Annotated in this window: 16 protein-coding genes; 12 read left to right on the forward strand and 4 right to left on the reverse strand. The window is 56.6% G+C overall.

From position 1 onward, the window contains the following. The first annotated feature begins 56 nt into the window (after window positions 1-56). The 6 genes from MKleb_RS06535 to MKleb_RS06560 all read left to right on the forward strand — a co-directional run bounded on the left by MKleb_RS06535 (window position 57) and on the right by MKleb_RS06560 (window position 6,271). Window positions 57-389, forward strand: coding sequence for a YbaB/EbfC family nucleoid-associated protein (locus MKleb_RS06535; protein WP_004099673.1), 333 nt, complete (start codon window positions 57-59; stop codon window positions 387-389). Next, on the forward strand, window positions 389-994 hold the full coding sequence (gene recR, locus MKleb_RS06540; protein ID WP_004129946.1) for a recombination mediator RecR: 606 nt from the start codon (window positions 389-391) through the stop codon (window positions 992-994). The genes MKleb_RS06535 and recR overlap by 1 nt, the downstream gene beginning before the upstream one ends. A gap of 111 nt (window positions 995-1,105) precedes the next feature. Continuing rightward, window positions 1,106-2,980 (forward strand): molecular chaperone HtpG, encoded by a 1,875-nt coding sequence (htpG, locus tag MKleb_RS06545; protein WP_217076529.1) that lies wholly within the window; start codon window positions 1,106-1,108, stop codon window positions 2,978-2,980. A 188-nt stretch (window positions 2,981-3,168) separates the two neighbouring features. Continuing rightward, window positions 3,169-3,813, forward strand: a complete 645-nt coding sequence (adk, locus tag MKleb_RS06550; RefSeq protein ID WP_217076530.1) for an adenylate kinase — start codon at window positions 3,169-3,171, stop codon at window positions 3,811-3,813. Window positions 3,814-3,940: 127 nt separating this feature from the next. Then, window positions 3,941-4,903: a ferrochelatase gene (gene hemH / locus MKleb_RS06555; protein WP_025107141.1), complete on the forward strand. Its 963-nt coding sequence runs from the start codon at window positions 3,941-3,943 to the stop codon at window positions 4,901-4,903. Window positions 4,904-4,966: 63 nt separating this feature from the next. Continuing rightward, a complete protein-coding gene (locus MKleb_RS06560) occupies window positions 4,967-6,271 on the forward strand; it encodes an inosine/guanosine kinase (RefSeq protein ID WP_004137947.1) in 1,305 nt (434 codons plus the stop codon). A gap of 43 nt (window positions 6,272-6,314) precedes the next feature. Here the strand turns inward: MKleb_RS06560 and ybaL are convergent, their stop codons facing one another. Beyond that, entirely contained in the window at window positions 6,315-7,991 is a 1,677-nt protein-coding gene (gene ybaL / locus MKleb_RS06565; RefSeq protein WP_014228214.1) for a YbaL family putative K(+) efflux transporter, read from the reverse strand. A gap of 357 nt (window positions 7,992-8,348) precedes the next feature. Then, window positions 8,349-9,569, reverse strand: coding sequence for an MFS transporter (locus MKleb_RS06570; protein WP_004848370.1), 1,221 nt, complete (start codon window positions 9,567-9,569; stop codon window positions 8,349-8,351). Window positions 9,570-9,732: 163 nt separating this feature from the next. Between MKleb_RS06570 and ushA the strand changes: the two genes are divergently transcribed. Further along, window positions 9,733-11,385, forward strand: a complete 1,653-nt coding sequence (gene ushA, locus MKleb_RS06575; protein WP_025107140.1) for a bifunctional UDP-sugar hydrolase/5'-nucleotidase UshA — start codon at window positions 9,733-9,735, stop codon at window positions 11,383-11,385. Between the two features lie 128 nt (window positions 11,386-11,513). Here ushA and ybaK read toward each other — a convergent pair whose 3' ends face one another. Together ybaK and MKleb_RS06585 are read right to left on the reverse strand one after the other, a co-directional pair. Beyond that, window positions 11,514-11,993: a Cys-tRNA(Pro)/Cys-tRNA(Cys) deacylase YbaK gene (ybaK, locus tag MKleb_RS06580; RefSeq protein WP_025107139.1), complete on the reverse strand. Its 480-nt coding sequence runs from the start codon at window positions 11,991-11,993 to the stop codon at window positions 11,514-11,516. 201 nt (window positions 11,994-12,194) lie between these two features. Continuing rightward, on the reverse strand, window positions 12,195-12,989 hold the full coding sequence (locus MKleb_RS06585) for a TraB/GumN family protein (protein WP_025107138.1): 795 nt from the start codon (window positions 12,987-12,989) through the stop codon (window positions 12,195-12,197). Window positions 12,990-13,311: 322 nt separating this feature from the next. Between MKleb_RS06585 and MKleb_RS06590 the strand changes: the two genes are divergently transcribed. The 5 genes from MKleb_RS06590 to MKleb_RS06610 are packed head-to-tail and all read left to right on the forward strand — an operon-like array spanning window position 13,312 to window position 18,649. Further along, on the forward strand, window positions 13,312-13,719 hold the full coding sequence (locus MKleb_RS06590; RefSeq protein ID WP_025107137.1) for an ExbD/TolR family protein: 408 nt from the start codon (window positions 13,312-13,314) through the stop codon (window positions 13,717-13,719). A 1-nt stretch (window position 13,720) separates the two neighbouring features. After that, window positions 13,721-14,464 (forward strand): energy transducer TonB family protein, encoded by a 744-nt coding sequence (locus MKleb_RS06595; protein WP_025107136.1) that lies wholly within the window; start codon window positions 13,721-13,723, stop codon window positions 14,462-14,464. 34 nt (window positions 14,465-14,498) lie between these two features. After that, window positions 14,499-16,739: a TonB-dependent receptor family protein gene (locus MKleb_RS06600; protein ID WP_014228220.1), complete on the forward strand. Its 2,241-nt coding sequence runs from the start codon at window positions 14,499-14,501 to the stop codon at window positions 16,737-16,739. A 19-nt stretch (window positions 16,740-16,758) separates the two neighbouring features. After that, entirely contained in the window at window positions 16,759-17,406 is a 648-nt protein-coding gene (locus tag MKleb_RS06605) for a MotA/TolQ/ExbB proton channel family protein (RefSeq protein ID WP_004137930.1), read from the forward strand. After that, complete coding sequence (locus MKleb_RS06610) at window positions 17,399-18,649, forward strand: phospholipase D-like domain-containing protein (protein ID WP_025107135.1); 1,251 nt, start codon at window positions 17,399-17,401, stop codon at window positions 18,647-18,649. The genes MKleb_RS06605 and MKleb_RS06610 overlap by 8 nt, the downstream gene beginning before the upstream one ends. The last annotated feature ends 33 nt before the right edge of the window (window positions 18,650-18,682 follow it).

Here is an 18,682-nt window from a genome sequence, read left to right on the forward strand (position 1 = left end):
TGCAAGTCTGACTTGCGGTCAGCATCCTTAACGATGACTTACTGAGAGAGAAGCCTATGTTTGGTGGAAAAGGCGGTCTGGGTAACCTGATGAAGCAGGCCCAGCAGATGCAAGAAAAAATGCAGCAGATGCAGGAAGAAGTGGCCCGGCTGGAAGTGACCGGTGAATCCGGCGCAGGCCTGGTAAAAGTCACCATCAACGGCGCGCACAACTGCCGTCGCGTTGAGATCGACCCGAGCCTGCTGGAAGACGACAAAGAGATGCTGGAAGATCTGGTGGCTGCCGCGTTTAACGACGCCGCACGCCGCATCGAAGAGACGCAGAAAGAAAAAATGGCGTCCGTGTCCGCCGGTATGCAGCTGCCGCCAGGCTTTAAGATGCCGTTCTGATGCAGACCAGTCCGCTGTTAACGCAGCTTATGGAAGCACTGCGCTGCCTGCCGGGCGTCGGCCCGAAGTCGGCGCAGCGCATGGCGTTTACCCTGCTGCAGCGCGACCGCAGCGGCGGAATGCGCCTGGCGCAGGCGCTAACGCGCGCGATGTCGGAAATCGGCCACTGCGCCGATTGCCGTACCTTCACCGAGCAGGAGGTGTGCAATATTTGCAGCAACCCTCGGCGCAAGGAAAACGGCCAGATCTGCGTGGTAGAGAGCCCAGCGGATATCTACGCTATCGAGCAGACCGGGCAGTTTTCCGGTCGCTACTTTGTGCTGATGGGCCACCTGTCGCCGCTTGACGGTATCGGGCCGGATGACATTGGGCTCGATCGTCTGGAACAGCGTCTGCGTGACGAATCGATGCAGGAAGTGATCCTCGCGACCAACCCAACGGTAGAAGGGGAGGCGACGGCCAATTATATCGCCGAGCTCTGCGCGCAGTATGGCGTAGACGCGAGCCGTATCGCCCATGGCGTACCGGTCGGCGGCGAGCTGGAGATGGTTGACGGCACGACGCTATCCCACTCGCTCGCCGGGCGGCATAAGATTCGTTTTTAATCAAACGGAGGCGCTTTTCGGGGCCTCCGCTTGAAAACTTCTCCCTCTGTCCCCATCTCACCCTCAACGGTTTTTTTACCATTAACAATGGCATTGTTGAGGTTGATTTAGATGAAAGGACAAGAAACTCGTGGTTTTCAGTCAGAGGTCAAGCAGCTTCTGCACCTGATGATCCATTCTCTTTATTCCAATAAAGAAATTTTCCTGCGTGAGCTGATTTCCAACGCCTCCGATGCGGCCGACAAGCTGCGCTTCCGCGCGCTGTCCCAGCCGGATCTGTACGAAGGCGACGGCGAGCTGCGCGTGCGTGTTTCATTTGATAAAGACAACCGCACCCTGACCATCGCCGATAACGGCATTGGTATGAATCGCGATGAGGTCATCGACCATCTCGGCACCATCGCCAAGTCCGGCACCAAAGCGTTCCTTGAGTCCATGGGCTCTGACCAGGCGAAAGACAGCCAGCTGATTGGCCAGTTCGGCGTGGGCTTCTATTCGGCGTTTATTGTTGCCGATAAAGTTACCGTCCGTACCCGCGCGGCGGGCGACAGCGCCGAAAACGGCGTCTTCTGGGAATCCGCTGGCGAAGGCGAATATACCGTTGCCGACATTAACAAAGCCGATCGCGGTACCGAGATCACGCTGCACCTGCGCGAAGGCGAGGACGATTTCCTCAACGACTGGCGCGTGCGTTCGATCATCAGCAAATACTCCGATCACATCGCGCTGCCGGTGGAAATTGAAAAACGCGAAGACGTTGACGGCGAAACCGTCATTAGCTGGGAGAAAATTAACAAAGCCCAGGCGCTGTGGACGCGCAATAAGTCGGAAATCAAAGACGACGAGTACAACGAGTTTTATAAGCACATTGCCCACGATTACAGCGATCCGCTGACCTGGAGCCACAACCGCGTTGAAGGTAAGCAGGAGTACACCAGCCTGCTGTATATCCCGTCGCAGGCGCCGTGGGATATGTGGAATCGCGATCATAAACACGGCCTGAAGCTGTACGTGCAGCGCGTCTTCATCATGGATGACGCCGAGCAGTTTATGCCGAACTACCTGCGTTTCGTCCGCGGCCTGGTCGACTCTAACGATCTGCCGCTGAACGTGTCGCGTGAAATCCTTCAGGACAGCAGCGTCACCCGCAATCTGCGTACCGCGCTGAGCAAACGCGCCCTGCTGATGCTGGAAAAACTGGCGAAAGACGACGCGGAAAAATATCAGACCTTCTGGCAGCAGTTTGGCCTCGTGCTGAAAGAGGGGCCGGCGGAAGATCAGGCCAACCAGCAGGCCATCGCCAAACTGCTGCGTTTCGCCAGCACCCATACCGACTCCGCCGCGCAGACCGTGTCGCTGGAAGAGTACGTCTCCCGCATGAAAGAAGGGCAGGAGAAGATTTACTACATTACCGCCGACAGCTACGCCGCCGCGAAAAGCAGCCCGCATCTGGAACTGCTGCGTAAGAAAGGCATTGAAGTGCTGCTGCTTTCCGATCGCATCGACGAGTGGATGATGAGCTATCTGACCGAGTTCGACGGTAAGCCGTTCCAGTCGGTGGCGAAAGCCGATGAGTCGCTGGATAAGCTGACGGACGAAGTGGATGAAACCACTAAAGAAGCCGAGAAGGCGCTGGAGCCGTTCGTTGAGCGTGCCAAAACGCTGCTTGGCGACCGGGTGAAAGAGGTTCGTCTGACCCATCGTCTGACCGATACGCCGGCCATCGTCACCACCGACGCGGATGAAATGAGCACCCAGATGGCAAAACTGTTTGCCGCTGCGGGCCAGGCCGCGCCGGAAGTGAAGTACATCTTTGAACTGAACCCGCTGCATCCGCTGGTAAAACGCGCGGCGGATACCCAGGATGATGCGCAGTTCGGCGAGTGGGTTGAGCTGCTGCTCGATCAGGCGCTGCTGGCCGAGCGCGGTACGCTGGAAGATCCGAACCAGTTTATCCGCCGCATGAACCAGCTGCTGGCGTCGTAATCTTTACCCTCACTCTACCCCTCTCCCGCTGGGAGAGGGCCGGGGTGAGGGCATCAAACCGCACTCTACGTAAAATATCTCACCATTAACCGTTTCAGCCGCCCCGCCTTCCTTGAGCCATCCGCGTTCTGGTGGTATGGTTTAGCGTTTTTTGAAAAATTGAATCAACTTTTGAGGGGATTTTCGTAATGCGTATTATTCTGCTTGGCGCTCCGGGCGCGGGTAAAGGAACTCAGGCTCAGTTCATCATGGAGAAATACGGTATTCCGCAAATCTCCACCGGCGACATGCTGCGTGCCGCGGTGAAGTCAGGCTCCGAGCTGGGCAAACAGGCGAAAGATATTATGGACGCCGGTAAGCTGGTCACCGACGAACTGGTTATCGCCCTGGTCAAAGAGCGTATTACTCAGGAAGATTGCCGCAACGGTTTTCTGCTGGACGGCTTCCCGCGCACCATTCCGCAGGCTGACGCCATGAAAGAAGCGGGTATCACCGTGGATTACGTGCTGGAATTCGATGTTCCTGACGAACTGATCGTTGACCGCATCATCGGGCGTCGCGTTCACGCAGCTTCCGGCCGCGTTTACCACATCAAATTTAATCCGCCGAAAGTTGAAGGCAAAGACGACGTGACCGGCGAAGAGCTGACCACCCGTAAAGACGACCAGGAAGAGACCGTGCGTAAGCGTCTGGTTGAGTATCATCAGATGACGGCTCCGCTGATCGGCTACTATCAGAAAGAAGCCGAATCGGGCAATACCCAGTACGCGAAAGTCGATGGCACCAAAGCGGTGGCCGACGTTCGCGTTGAACTGGAAAAAATCCTCGGTTAATTCCGTTAGTTCTCACCCCGCCGCGGCGGGGTGAGAACTCCTCTCATTTTACCTTTTTCTATGATTGGTTCCGTTTAGCGCCATTTCAGCTACAATTGTCAGCGATTCAAATGGTTAAGAGGCGGTAATGCATCAGACGAAAACAGGTATCTTATTAGCCAATTTAGGCACTCCCGATGCGCCCACGCCCGACGCGGTAAAGCGCTATCTACGACAGTTTCTTAGCGATCGGCGCGTGGTGGATACCTCCCGTCTACTGTGGTGGCCGCTGCTGCGCGGCGTGATACTGCCCCTGCGAGCGCCCCGGGTCGCTAAGCTCTATCAGTCCATCTGGATGGAAGACGGCTCGCCGCTGATGGTCTATAGCCAGCAGCAGCGGCAGGCGCTGGCCGCGCGGCTTCCGGATACGCCGGTGGCGCTGGGGATGAGCTACGGTTCGCCGTCGCTGGAGAGCGCGGTTGATGAACTGCTGGAGCAGGGCGTGGATCACATCGTGGTGCTACCGCTCTATCCGCAGTACTCCTGCTCCACCGTGGCGGCGGTCTGGGATGAACTAGGGCGTATCCTTGCCAAAAAGCGCGCCATCCCCGGCATCTCTTTTATTCGCGACTACGCCGATGACGTGGACTATATTCACGCGCTGGCCGCCAGCGTGCGCGCGTCCTTTGCGGTGAACGGTGAGCCAGATTTACTGCTGCTCTCCTATCATGGCATCCCTCAGCGGTACGCCCAGCAAGGGGATACCTATCCTCAGCGCTGCCGCGATACCACCCGTGAGCTGGTTTCAGCCCTGGGGCTGCCGCCTGACCGGGTGATGATGACGTTCCAGTCGCGCTTTGGTCGTGAGCCCTGGCTGACGCCCTACACCGACGAAACGCTGAAAATGCTCGGTGAGAAAGGGGTGAAGCATATTCAGGTTATCTGCCCCGGCTTTTCCGCCGATTGCCTGGAGACGCTGGAGGAGATCGCGGTGCAGAACCGGGAAATCTTCCTCGAAGCCGGCGGCCAGCAATATGAGTACATTCCGGCGCTTAATGCGGACACCGCGCATATTGAAATGATGGTCAACCTGACGGCGAAATATCGCTGATCGCGCGTGCGGCGGGGAGTATGCTACTATTCCCCGCTTGTTCACTGTCAATAAATCGCCACTATGAAATTTCCCGGTAAACGCAAATCCAAACACTATTTTCCCGTCAACGCTCGCGATCCGCTGCTGCAGCAAATTCAGCCGGACAATGAGTCTAACGTCGCCTGGGTGGTCGGCATCGATCAAACCCTGGTCGATATCGAAGCGAAAGTGGATGAGGCGTTTATCGTACGCTACGGCCTGAGCGCCGGGCATTCGCTGGTGATTGAAGACGATGTCGCCGAAGCGCTGTATCAGGAACTGGTTCGCAATGACCTGATTACCCACCAGTTTGCCGGCGGCACCATCGGTAACACCATGCATAACTACTCGGTGCTGGCGGATGACCGTTCGGTTCTGCTTGGCGTCATGTGCAGCAATATTGAAATCGGCGGCTACGCCTACCGCTACCTGTGCAACACCTCCAGCCGTACCGATCTGAACTACCTGCAGGGGGTGGATGGGGCGATTGGGCGCTGCTTTACGCTGATTAGCGACTCCGGCGAGCGCACCTTTGCGATCAGCCCCGGGCATATGAACAAGCTCCGTCCGGAAAGCATTCCGGAGAGCGTCATCGCCGGCGCCTCCGCGCTGGTGCTGACCTCCTATCTCGTGCGCTGCAAGCCGGGCGAGCCGATGCCGGACGCGACGATGCAGGCCATCGCATATGCGAAAAAGCACGATGTACCGGTGGTCCTGACTCTGGGGACCAAATACGTTATCGCCGATAATCCGGCGTGGTGGCAGGCGTTCCTCAAGGAGCATGTCTCTATTCTGGCGATGAACGAAGAGGAGGCGGAAGCGCTGACCGGACTATCCGATCCGCTGCTGGCTTCCGACAAGGCGCTGGAGTGGGTTGACCTGGTACTGTGCACCGCCGGGCCTGCCGGGCTGTATATGGCCAGTTTTACCGAGGATGAGGCTAAGCGCAAAACGCAGCATCCGCTGCTGCCGGGCGCGATTGCCGAGTTTAACCAGTATGAATTCAGCCGCGCGATGCGCCATCAGGATTGCGAAAATCCGCTGCGTATTTATTCGCATATCGCACCCTATATGGGCGGGCCGGAGAAGATCATGAATACCAACGGCGCGGGCGACGGCGCGCTGGCGGCGCTGCTGCACGATATCACCGCCAATAACTATCATCGCAACAACGTGCCGAACTCCAGCAAGCACAAGTGCAAGTGGCTGACCTATTCCTCGCTGGCGCAGGTGTGTAAATACGCTAACCGCGTGAGCTATCAGGTGCTGAACCAGCACTCGCCGCGTCTGACCCGCGGCCTGCCGGAGCGTGAAGATAGCCTGGAAGAGGCTTACTGGGATCGCTAAGCCGGTAAGTAAAGCCGGCCCCGAGAAGTCGGGGCCGGAAGCATTAACCGGTAATAAGCTCGCCTGCTGGCGGCGTTTCGAGCAGCTGCAGCATGGCGCGGGCGATTTCCCGCTCGCCCATCACCACCTGGTTGGCGCCGCGTTCAACGATATACTCCACTTCATCGTCGTAGTGGGCGCGCGCGATGATCTCGATATTCGGGCACTTCTCGCGCGCGGAAGCCACGATTTCCCCGGCTTCATAGCCGTTAGGGATGGTCAGCAGCAGCCAGCGGGCGCAGTCAAGATGCGCCAGATTCATAATCTCTTCATTGGCGGCGTTGCCTAATACCGCGCGAATACCGCGTGCGCGCAGTTCGTCAACGCGGGTACGCGAGGTTTCGATAACCACCAGCGGCACGCCCTGCGCCATCAGTTTTTCACCGAGCAGGCTCCCGACGCGACCGAAACCGACCAGCAGCGCGTGGTTACAGATATCGACGGGGATCTGTTTCTCATCTTCAAGTACTTCTTCCAGCGTCTGTTCGTCCAGCGTCTCCGTTTTATCGAGATATTTTTCCAGCAGGGTAAACAGGACCGGGTTGAGCATGATGGAGATAATGGCGCCGGCAAGCACCAGGTTTTGCCCGGCCTGCGGCAGCAGATCCAGCGCCATTCCCAGCCCGGCGAGAATAAAGGCAAATTCACCGATTTGCGCCAGGCTGGCGGCAATGGTCAGCGCGGTGCGCGGCGAGTGGCCGAACATTCGTACCAGGAAGAAAGCGGCGGCCGATTTACCGAAAATAATGATGACCAGCGTCGCCAGCACCGCCAGCGGCTGATCGATCAGGATCATCGGGTCAAACAGCATTCCCACGGAAACAAAGAACAGTACGGCGAAGGCGTCGCGCAGCGGCAGGGTATCGTGGGCCGCGCGATGGCTGAGCTCGGATTCATTGAGCACCATACCGGCGAAAAAGGCGCCGAGGGCGAAGGAGACGTCAAACAGCTCAACGGCGCCGAAGGCGATGCCGAGCGCTAACGCCAGCACCGACAGCGTAAACAGCTCGCGCGAGCCGGTTGCCGCGCTGCGTGACATAATCCACGGCACCAGGCGGCGGCCTACCAGCATCATTATGGCGATAAAGGCAACGACTTTACCGATGGTAATGCCCATATCGAGGGCCAGGGTAGCCAGGCCAACGTCGCCTTTCTCGGTCATGCCGGCGACCGCCGGCAGCAGCACCAGCGTCAGCACCATCACCAGATCTTCCACAATCAGCCAGCCGATGGCGATTTGCCCCCGCTGGCTATCAATAAGCTGTCGTTCTTCCAGCGCGCGCAGCAGCACCACGGTACTGGCGGTAGAAAGACACAGACCAAAAACGATCCCGGTCATTAACGACCAGCCCAGCATGGCAGAGAGCGCCATACCCAACAGCGTCGCCACGGCGATCTGGGCGATTGCCCCCGGAATAGCGATGGCCTTGACCGCCATCAAATCTTTTAAGGAGAAATGCAGACCCACGCCGAACATCAGCAGGATCACGCCAAGCTCGGCCAGCTCCGGCGCCAGCTTGGTATCAGCAACGAAACCTGGGGTAAAAGGTCCGGCCAGCACGCCCGCTAATAAATATCCCACCAGAGGAGAAATACGTAGCTTATTGGCAATCATGCCGAGAATAAAGGCGAGCACAAGGCCGCCGACAATGGTGGTGATTAGCGGTGTTGCGTGGTGCATTCCGTCTCCTTGCAGTGGTGAGCTGATCCATTTTCGGCATATACCCGTCATACTTCAATTTGCATGGGCGTTGGCTTTCCTCGCTCACCCCAGTCACTTACTTCAGTAAGCTCCAGGGGATTCCCTGCGTCGCCGCCTTCCTGCAACTTGAATTATTTAGGGTATAAAACCAAAAAACCGAATAATAGTTTATGACAATTTCAGCGGTTTTGTTTATGAATAATCGTTGAATTTTGCAGAAAGATGGAATTGGCATGCAAAAAAGCACGGACCGCAAAATGGCAGCAGCTTATGCGGGGTAATGCTGGTGGAGTAAGGGATTGAGGCAGCCAAAGTTACACTTTGGCTGCCGAAGAATCAGGACTTTTGGTGGTTGTTAGGCAGAAATATCGTCAGGATGCCAATCAGTGGCAAGAAAGCGCAGATTTTATAGACCAGCTCGATACTGGTATGGTCAGCTAACAGCCCCAGCACCGCGGCGCCAAGGCCACCCATGCCAAAAGCGAATCCGAAGAACAAACCAGAAACCATACCGATCCGCCCCGGCAACAGCTCCTGAGCGTAGACCAGAATGGCGGAAAAAGCCGACGCGAGGATAAAACCAATTATCACCGTTAAAATGCCGGTCCATTCCAGCGATGCGTAGGGTAAAACAAGAGTAAACGGCGCTACGCCAAGGATAGAGCCCCAAATAACATATTTGCGCCCAATCTTATCGCCTACAGGCCCGCCAATCACCGTTCCCGCCGCGACGGCAAAAAGAAAAGCAAACAGATGAAACTGCGCGTTCTGCACCGATAATCCAAACTTTTGCATCAGATAAAAGGTGTAATAGCTGCTGATGCTCGCCATATAGAAGTATTTTGAGAAAATCAGCAGCAAAAGAATGCTAACCGCCAGAATGACTTTGTTTTTCGGCAATGGATTGACAATGACCGCTTTGGGTTTACCTTTGTTCATACGGTGCTGAGCGGCATACCAGCGGCTGATCTGCGCCAGCACGACGATCGCCAGCAGCGCCGCCAGGACAAACCAGCCAACGTTACCTTTGCCGTAGGGCGCGATAATCAGGGCCGCAAGCAGCGGGCCTAACGAACTGCCAAAGTTGCCGCCGACCTGGAATATCGACTGCGCCAGGCCATGGCGACCGCCGGAGGCCATTCGCGCCACGCGTGAAGACTCAGGGTGAAAGACCGAAGAGCCGGTACCGACCAGCGCGGCAGCCAGCAGAACCATCCCGAAGCTCCCGGAAATCGCCAGCAGCACCAGACCGCTTAAGGTAAAGCACATGCCTATCGGTAGCGACCACGGCATCGGGTGTTTGTCGGTCAGATAGCCCACGACCGGCTGCAGCAGCGATGAGGCCAGCTGGAAGGTTAGGGTAATCATCCCTATCTGCACAAAGGTCAGCGAAAACTCGGCCTGCAGCAGCGGGTAGATAGCCAGAATAAGCGATTGGATCATATCGTTTAGCAAATGCGAGAGGCTGATAGCGCCGAGAATGCGAAACGAGGTGCGTGCTTTTTGCGGCGCAGCAGCAGGGCCGGATAAGGGTTGTGCGGTCTGATTCATTGCCATAGGTTCGCTTAAGTATTTTTTATAGAGGATGCAGGTGGAATTATTATCTGCCTAACATACCTGCCCCTAAGGTTTGAAGGAAGTCGCAATTCTGAAAACATATTTGTCTAATCGGCTAACTCGCTATACTTTCGGCACTTGTCATTTCGTCAGGGAGAGAAATATGCACTTTATGAAGCAAGGCGTTGCGCTGGCGCTATTCATGGCGTTATCGCTGGGGAGCCTGTCTGCGCAGGCTTATGAGCAGGATAAAACCTATAAAATTACCATCCTGCATACTAACGATCATCATGGCCACTTCTGGCGCAGCGACTACGGTGAATACGGACTGTCGGCACAAAAAACGCTGGTGGACGGCATTCGCAAAGAGGTGGCGGCAGAGGGCGGCAGCGTGCTGCTGTTATCCGGCGGCGATATCAACACCGGCGTGCCGGAATCCGACTTACAGGACGCGGAACCCGATTTTCGCGGGATGAACCTGATTGGCTATGATGCGATGGCGGTAGGCAATCACGAGTTTGATAATCCCCTTAGCGTACTGCGTCAGCAGGAAAAATGGGCGAAGTTCCCGTTCCTCTCCGCCAATATTTACCAGAAAAGCACCGGCGAGCGTCTGTTTAAGCCGTGGGCGCTGTTCAAACGCGGCGGGCTGAATATTGCGGTTATCGGCCTGACGACCGACGATACGGCCAAAATTGGTAACCCTGAGTTCTTTACGGATATCGAGTTCCGCAAACCGGCGGAAGAGGCCAAACTCGTTATCCAGGAGCTGCAGCAGAATGAAAAACCGGACGTCATTCTGGCCACCACCCACATGGGCCATTATGACAACGGCGCCCACGGCTCGAATGCGCCGGGCGACGTCGAGATGGCGCGCAGCCTGCCGGCAGGTTCGCTGGCGATGATCGTCGGCGGCCACTCGCAGGACCCGGTATGCATGGCCTCTGAGAATAAAAAACAGGTGGATTACGTTCCGGGCAGCCCGTGCGCGCCGGACAAGCAGAACGGTATCTGGATCGTCCAAGCCCATGAGTGGGGCAAATATGTGGGCCGCGCCGACTTCGAATTCCGCAACGGCGAAATGAAGCTGGTGCACTATCAGCTGATCCCGGTCAACCTGAAGAAAAAGGTCACTTACGACAACGGCGAGAGCGAGCGCGTGCTCTATACGCCGCAAATCGCCGAAAATCCGCAGATGCTCTCCCTGCTGACGCCGTTCCAGAATAAGGGCAAAGCGCAGCTGCAGGTCAAAATCGGTAGCGTAAACGCGCACCTGGAGGGCGATCGCAGCAAAGTGCGTTTTGTGCAAACCAATATGGGACGTCTGCTGCTGGCGGCGCAAATGGCGCGCAGCAATGCCGATTTCGCGGTGATGAGCGGCGGCGGAGTGCGTGATTCGATTGAAGCGGGCGATATCACCTATAAAGACGTGATGAAGGTGCAGCCTTTCGGCAACGTGCTGGTGTATGTCGATATGAGCGGTAAGGAAGTGACGGAGTATCTGACCGCCGTGGCGCAGATGAAGCCCGATTCTGGCGCCTATCCGCAGTTTGCCAACGTCGGTTTTGTGGCCAAAGACGGTAAGCTTAATAATTTGACTATCAAAGGCGAACCGGTCGATCCGGCGAAGACCTACCGTATGGCGACCCTGAGCTTTAACGCCACCGGCGGCGATGGCTACCCGCATATTGATACCAAGCCCGGCTATGTGAATACCGGCTTCATCGACGCGGAGGTGCTGAAAGAGTATATCCAGAAAAACTCACCGCTGGACGCGGCAGCTTATGAACCGAAAGGCGAGGTAAGCTGGCAGTAACGTCAGAGCAGCGCCCCGGTGGCGCTGCGCTTACCGGGGCGACAGGTCTGAGCGGTTTTGGATTTTGTAGCCCGGACAAGGCGCGTCAGCGCCGCCTCCGGGATTATCCTCTGACGCAAAACCGTCAATTAATCGCGCCGCGCGATATCGGCGAATTTTGCCTCAAGGATCTTCGCCAGATCGCTGGCCGCCAGCTCAATATCCAGCCCGCGTTTGCCGCCGGAAATATAGATGGTGGCAAACGACTGGGCCGGCGCGTCAATCACCGTCGGCAGGCGTTTTTTCTGTCCAAGCGGGCTGATCCCGCCCACCAGATAGCCGGTGACCCGCTGTGCGACCATCGGGTCTGCCATATCGACTTTCTTAGCGCCTAAAGCCCTCGCCACCTTTTTCAAATCCAGCTGACCCGCTACCGGCGTCACCGCGACGGCCAGATGCTTCATGTCGCCGTTGACGGCGACCAGCAGCGTTTTATAGACCTGGTCCGCGTTGAGCCCCAGCTTACGCACCACCTCATCGCCAAAATTGGTTTCGTTCGGATCGTGATCGTAGCTGTGAATGTGAAAACTAATTTTGTTTTTTTCGAGTAATTTTACGGCGGGAGTCATCGTTATCCTTCTTACCAACCGATTTAATGTGACATAAGCATACGCCCGACGGCTGTCTAAAAAATAGTATCATCTTGCGCAATAGTATTGGCAGTGATGGTCACTTTGAGCGACAATCAGACGATCCGGGGCGCGAACCCCGGAATAATAATAATGATGAAATTCCTCTTTGACGGGCCAATAGCAATATTGGCCATTTTTTTACGTCAGCATGTCCGGCAGATTTCCTTCCCCGTACAAATGAAGCGCCCCTACGGCAACCACGTAGCGCCCCGGCGGCAGCGCCAGCAGCGTTTCGCGCCAGGCGAGATTGCGCTGATGCATCAGCACATCATACAGCGACTGGCTAAACGTTGTCGGTAGCGAGGTTGCGCCCGTTGACGGCGGCTGCTCCAGCCACCAGCCGATCATCACCTGCAGCAGACGCGCATTCGTGCGCCAGTGGGTGAGGGTATCCTCCAGCAGCGCCAGGCCGCCGTCGGGCAGATCCCGCAACAGCGCTATCTGGCTGTCGGCTCCCTCCAGCTCCATCACGCGGATATTGCTCTCGCGTGCCGCCATCAGCAGTTGATAATCAATGCCGTAATCCGCCCTTAGGCCCAGTTTTTGCGCCTGAGTTGCCTGCAATACCATCGCCACCTGCCACAGCGGCTGGCTGTCGAACAGCGCGATGGACAGCCCCATTTCTCCCGCCCGCTCTTGCAGTTCAGCAAGCTGGGAGGCGCTCAGGCGTTCCGCCAGCGGCGGACAGGAGGGGAGGTTGCTGAACGGCGTTTCGCTGCCGCTAATATCCGCTTCCACAATCAGCGCATCGGCCTGGCGGATCTTTTTTAATAACCTGGCGGGCGGCGGCGACATGTCGCGGGTGCCCATATGAATACTGCCGACCAGGTGCAGATAGCGCTCGCCGGGAAGCGTGATATCCAGCGCGGGCCAGGAATAAGACGAGCCGACGGCGGCTTGCCACAGCATTTTTATTCGGTTTAACAGGCCCATACGTGCTCCGTAGTGTGAGGAAGCCATGCTAGCGCGCGGGGGGCTGGGGCGCAAGGGGACTCAACGTGCGCGACGGAAGAGGCGTTTTGCAATGTCACGAAAATAACAAAAAAATTTGATGTTCTCTTCTTTGTCATTTCTGTAATGGCGTTTTGAAATTAATTATCACTTAAAAAACAATGGAGTGACTATTTATAACGTGAATGACCATGGTGTTTTTTTCTCAAATATTCCTCTGTTGTGATAATAAAATAAAAAATCTGTAACAAAAAATAAACAAAACGCTTCTATATTGGCCCCTTCAATTTTTGGGGGGAGTGACATGCGTAACTGGAGTGAGCCTAAAAAGAATAAAGCCCATATCGAGCTGATCCCGATGATCGATGTGATGATGTTTCTACTGGTTTTCTTTGTCCTGATTAGCCTGAATGTGATCCCGGCTCTGGGCTTGAAAACGCAGCTGCCGTCGGCCGGCAGCGCCCAACAGCTTAAACCGCAAAAAAAAGCCATTATCACCCTCGGCATCGGCGACCAGCTGCAGCTTGATGGCCAGCCGCTGCCCCTGAATGCGCTGGTCAATACCCTGAAGCAACAGCAGCAGGAAAACCAAACCACCACCATTATCGTGAACAGCGATAAAGAGGTTGCGGTGGAACGCCTGATCGCCGTGATGGATACCCTGCGTCAGGGTGGTTTCTTCTCCATTTCCATTGCCACACGGAAGCAGTGATATGTATCTGCTTTATCGCTCACGTCACGTTGTTAGCTGGCTACCCGCCCTTGTCGTCGCCGGATGTTTACTGTTTGTCAGCCAGCAGGCAGTGCTGCAGGTCAAACCGCATTACGACGATACGGTCATGGAACTGTCGCTGGCTGAACCCGAACCGCCGCAGCCGGAGCCTGTCCCGGAACCGCAGCCGGAAATACCGCCGCAAATTCAACCTGAGCCGGAACCGGAGGCGGTCGCTGAACCCGTCGTTTCTGCGCCAGAACCCATTATCCAGGCCAAACCGGTTGTTAAACCGAAAGCCAAACCCAGGCCCAAACCGGTTGTGAAGGAAAAAGCGCCGAAACCGCAGGCGATCGCGGCTCCGCAGCCCGCCGCCGTTCGTAGTCCGGTGAGTAAACCGGCCCCGCCGCCTTCTCCCCCGGCGCCGAAGGCGAACGCGCAGGCGGTGGAAAACGGCTATCTGCAGGCGCTGCGCCGGGAGCTGGAGCAGCGCAAGCGCTACCCGAGCGGCCGTCAGGCTTCGCTGGAACGTCCGCAGGGCAACGTGGAGGTCTGGCTGGAGGTTGACCGCAGCGGCAGAGTGCTGGCTTCCGGTATTGCCAGCAGGGCGCCGAACATGCTGCTCAATCGCGCTGCGCTTAGTTCCCTGCAAAGCATCAGCCAGCTGAAGCCCTTTCCTGAAGAGGCTTTTGCCGGACAAAGCAGCAAAAAATTTACCGCGACGTTTAATTACCAGGCGCCATAAGCCTAATTAATCATTTGTTTTTACAGGAAAAGAAATGAAAAACTTTAATTATTCTGGGATTGCGTTAGCCGTGGTGTCGGCCCTGTTATCGGGGTCCTCGCTGGCGGCGGAAAGCAGCGACGTGGGGGAGATTAACGTTAAGGGGCAATCGCTCGGCGGCGGTCTGATGGTGCAGGAAGACAGCGGCAAAGCGCGTTCCACCCTGACCAAAGAGGCGATGGAAAAAGCCCCCGGCGCCAGCAACGCTATCGACATGCTGAAATATACGCCGGGAATGAACGTCAACAGCAATGACGCCAGCGGCCTGAGCGGTATCGACTACACCATGCGCGGGATGAACTCGGATCAGATCGGCCTGTCGATGGACGGCATCCCGATTAACGACTCGGGCAACTATGCGGTCTACCCCAACCTGCTGGGCGACGCGGAAAACCTTGAGCAGATCTTTGTCACCCAGGGCTCTTCCGAGGCTGACGGCCCGCATATTGGTTCCAGCGGCGGTAATATTGGCCTTGTGACAAAGCGTCCCTCAAAGGAGTTTGGCGGCTTCGTCAAACAAACGCTCGGCAGCCATAACCTCAGCAAAACTTTCGCTCGTCTGGAGACCGGGGAGTACAACGGTTTTAGCAACTGGCTCTCGTACTCGCATACTGAAGCCAAAAAATGGCGCGGGGAGGGGCGTAATTATTCCGATAAGTTCGAAATGAACTCGCTGTACGAGGATGGCAACGGCAACAGCAGCAACCTGATCATGAAGTATAACCGTCAGGATAACAGCAACTATAACACCCTGAGTAAAGCGCAGTTCGAAGAAGACCCGCGTCAGGACTACTCGACCACCCCGGTCTACAACAGCAAAGGTCAACTGAGCAAATATTACAAGCTGAACCGTAATCCGTTTGAAACCTTCACCCTCTCTTTTGCCCAGCGCTTACAGCTGCGCGATAACCTCGCGTTGACCGTTCAGCCCTATTACTACTGGGGTAACGGCGGCAGCTTTACCGGACAAACGGCCTCGGTGCTGTCCAATACGTCTGATACCGCCGGACAGTACGATCTCAGCAACCTGACTTCTAATACCTATTACCGGCCTTCGTGGACCCAGACCTGGCGGCCGGGCGTTACCACGAAATTGAAGTGGGATATTAACGACGAACACAGCCTGGATATTGGCTACTGGTACGAGCGCGCGCGTCAGTCGCAGACCCAGCCGTTTATTAGCATTCAGGACGATGGCAACCCGGCGAACGTTTCCGGCAAACCGGGCGGTTCCGATCAGGTTAAAGATGCGAACGGCAATACGGTACAGGGGCGTAACCAGTACACGGTGACTCCTGCGCACAAAGTATGGCTTCAGGACAGCTGGTTCGTGACGCCGGACTGGACGCTGGTGGGCGGGCTGGCTTATCAGTATGTTGAACGTAAAGGCGATAATAAAGGCAGCCTGTATAGCGCTGCGGAAAAACGCCAGGCGACCTACCATGAATTCCTGCCGAACTTTAGCATCAGCTATAAGCCGGATAGCGAAAATCAGCTGTTCTATAACCTGACGCGCAACATGCGTACGCCACCCAACTACGTGCTCTACAACGTCGGCGATTCGATCAGCACCAAACCTGAGCTGAGCTGGAACCACGAGCTGGGCTGGCGTTTTCAGCGCGAAGATATGCTGCTGAGCGCGACGCTCTTCTATATGCGCTATACCGACCGGCAGATTTCGACCACCAATGCGGATGGTGACTACGAAATGATGAACATCGGCAGCGTGGAGAGTAAAGGTCTGGAGCTGGAGTGGAGCGGTAAGCTGCCGTACAACTTCAACTACTACACCTCTTATACCTACACCCATTCCGAACAAAAAGACGACATTGTGAGCAACGGCGGACATCCGCTGCCAACGGCGGGCAAAACGGTGCCAAACGTACCGAAAAACATGCTTAACGCGTCGCTGGGCTATGACGATGGTCTCTACTACGGCAGCTTCGGCGGCAAATACGTCAGTTCGTTCTACGGCGATTTGACCAACGACGAAAAAATCGGCGGGCGCACGGTCTTTGATGTCGCCGCGGGCGTGCATCTGCCGGTGGATAAAAAGATTGTCAAAAGCGCCACCCTGCGCTTTGGCATCGATAACCTGTTCGATAAACAGTACCTGACCTCCGTCCGCTCGACGACTTTTAACGCGGCGGCTTACGACGGCGTGAAGGCCAGTACCCCGTACTACAACGTTGGCGAAGAGCGCACCTTTAGCGTCTCGCTGGAAGCAACCTTTTAATTAACCGGAGGGCACTCTGATGGATGCCAATCTGATTCACGATATTATTTTCTACGTTATGTACGCCGCGCTGGCGATCGCCGTGGTGATACTGGTTGAACGCGGCCTCTATTTTTCGTGGGCCCAGCGTCAGGCTTTGCGCTTTGAAAAGGCGCTGACGCCGGACGTTCGCCGCGCGTCGGATCTGCCGGAATCGCTGACCGGCCGCAGTAGCCTCCCGCTGACCCTCATTCTGCCGGTGCTGGAGAAAAAGCAGACGGCGGAAGACCGTGAGGCGATGAGCGATCTGATCGACGCTCAGTATCTGCTCAGCAAACCGCAGATGTCGCGTGGGCTGTGGATGCTTGAAACCGTTGTCACCGCCGCGCCGCTGCTGGGCCTGCTGGGGACGATCCTCGGTATTATGGATACCTTTAAGGCCCTTTCCGCCTCAGGCGTCTCCGATGCCAGCATGGTTTCTGCGGGTATGGGGACCGCCCTGTATGCCACCGGCCTGGGCATTGCTATTGCGCTGCTGTGCCTGGTGGGCAATAACTATTTGCAAAGCCGCATGGAGCGAATCAACGAACTGCTGAAGGTGCTGCTGATCCGCGCCGGCAGCCCGGTCAGCCGTCCGGAGCAGGGCGGCAAACGCTGGGAAGGCCACGAGGCGCAGCGCTATGCCTGAACATGGTCAATGCGGGTGGCCGGCAGGCCGCCTGATGAGCGCACTGGCGGGGAGCTGGATGCTGTTAAGCCAGCCGGTATGGGCGGCGTTCTCTATACCCGGCTACGAGCTGGTGTATAACGCGCCGCAGGAAACCACCTTACAGGATAACGATTTACGTCATGCCGCCGAAGTCTGGCAGCAGATGTTCGATGCGGCGCGCAGCCATATCGATCTGGCGCAGTTTTACGTGGCGAATGAAAAAGGCTCTCTGCTGGATGGGGTTCTGGCACGTCTGCGGGCCGCCGGGGAGCGTGGAGTAAAAATTCGTTTTCTGATGGAGGAGAAGGGCGTGGGCCTTTCAACGCCGGAAACGCTGACGGCCCTGAAAGCTATCCCCAACCTGGAGCTGCGGGTGATTCCGTTCCATCGGCTGACCGGCGGTATTGTTCACGCCAAGTATCTGCTGGTGGATGGCAAAGAGGCTTTTGTCGGTAGCCAGAATTTTGACTGGCGCGCGCTGGAACAGATCCAGGAGACCGGTCTGCGCATCAGCGATCCGCAAACGGTGCAGCAGATTCAGGCTATTTTCGATCAGGACTGGCAGGCGCAAGCTCTGCTGGCGGAGAGTAAGCCGGTACCGAAGCCGGCGAGGCAGGCGGTAGCGTCGGCCCCGCAGGGCAATTATCTGGTTGCCAGCCCGCGCGATTATAACCCGGGCGGGGTGATTGATTCGCAGGTGGCGCTGCCGCGGCTGCTGGCGAGCGCCAAATCGCGGATCCGGGTGCAGGTGATGGACTATGCGCCGCTGGCGTGGGGAGAAAAGGGGAGCCGGCCCTTTTATGCGCCCATTGATAACGCCCTGCGCAGCGCGGCGGCCCGCGGCGTACAGGTGGAGCTGATGGTGGCGAACTGGAACCTGAAAAAGCCGGAGGTATTCTGGCTGAAGAGTCTCTCTCTGGTGCCAAACGTTCAGCTAAAAGTGGTGACCATACCTCCCGCCAGCCGAGGGTTTATCCCCTTTGCCAGGGTGGTACACAGTAAGCTGATGACCATCGATGGTACGACGGCGTGGGTCGGAACCAGCAACTGGAGCGGAGGCTATTTCGATAACTCACGCAACCTTGAGCTGGTGCTGAATAATGCGTCGATGGCCGCGCGCGTGGACGCGCTTTACAGCCAGCTGTGGAATAGCCGCTATGCGGCGCCGATCAAGGTTGATTTTGATTATCCGGTTCCGCATCCTGGCCGCGAGTTCGAATAGATAAATCGGCTGAGGCTTCCCCTCTCCCGAAGG

It is taken from the genome of Klebsiella sp. PL-2018, from assembly GCF_019048985.1.
Classification (GTDB): Bacteria; Pseudomonadota; Gammaproteobacteria; order Enterobacterales; family Enterobacteriaceae; genus Klebsiella; species Klebsiella michiganensis.

Excerpts from the sequence above, each read along its gene's own strand:
- MKleb_RS06535 (WP_004099673.1), top strand. The coding sequence starts at position 57 with ATGTTTGGTGGAAAAGGCGGTCTGGGTAACCTGATGAAGCAGGCCCAG.
- recR (WP_004129946.1), top strand. The coding sequence starts at position 389 with ATGCAGACCAGTCCGCTGTTAACGCAGCTTATGGAAGCACTGCGCTGC.
- htpG (WP_217076529.1), top strand. The coding sequence starts at position 1,106 with ATGAAAGGACAAGAAACTCGTGGTTTTCAGTCAGAGGTCAAGCAGCTT.
- adk (WP_217076530.1), top strand. The coding sequence starts at position 3,169 with ATGCGTATTATTCTGCTTGGCGCTCCGGGCGCGGGTAAAGGAACTCAG.
- hemH (WP_025107141.1), top strand. The coding sequence starts at position 3,941 with ATGCATCAGACGAAAACAGGTATCTTATTAGCCAATTTAGGCACTCCC.
- MKleb_RS06560 (WP_004137947.1), top strand. The coding sequence starts at position 4,967 with ATGAAATTTCCCGGTAAACGCAAATCCAAACACTATTTTCCCGTCAAC.
- ybaL (WP_014228214.1), bottom strand. The coding sequence starts at position 7,991 with ATGCACCACGCAACACCGCTAATCACCACCATTGTCGGCGGCCTTGTG.
- MKleb_RS06570 (WP_004848370.1), bottom strand. The coding sequence starts at position 9,569 with ATGGCAATGAATCAGACCGCACAACCCTTATCCGGCCCTGCTGCTGCG.
- ushA (WP_025107140.1), top strand. The coding sequence starts at position 9,733 with ATGCACTTTATGAAGCAAGGCGTTGCGCTGGCGCTATTCATGGCGTTA.
- ybaK (WP_025107139.1), bottom strand. The coding sequence starts at position 11,993 with ATGACTCCCGCCGTAAAATTACTCGAAAAAAACAAAATTAGTTTTCAC.
- MKleb_RS06585 (WP_025107138.1), bottom strand. The coding sequence starts at position 12,989 with ATGGGCCTGTTAAACCGAATAAAAATGCTGTGGCAAGCCGCCGTCGGC.
- MKleb_RS06590 (WP_025107137.1), top strand. The coding sequence starts at position 13,312 with ATGCGTAACTGGAGTGAGCCTAAAAAGAATAAAGCCCATATCGAGCTG.
- MKleb_RS06595 (WP_025107136.1), top strand. The coding sequence starts at position 13,721 with ATGTATCTGCTTTATCGCTCACGTCACGTTGTTAGCTGGCTACCCGCC.
- MKleb_RS06600 (WP_014228220.1), top strand. The coding sequence starts at position 14,499 with ATGAAAAACTTTAATTATTCTGGGATTGCGTTAGCCGTGGTGTCGGCC.
- MKleb_RS06605 (WP_004137930.1), top strand. The coding sequence starts at position 16,759 with ATGGATGCCAATCTGATTCACGATATTATTTTCTACGTTATGTACGCC.
- MKleb_RS06610 (WP_025107135.1), top strand. The coding sequence starts at position 17,399 with ATGCCTGAACATGGTCAATGCGGGTGGCCGGCAGGCCGCCTGATGAGC.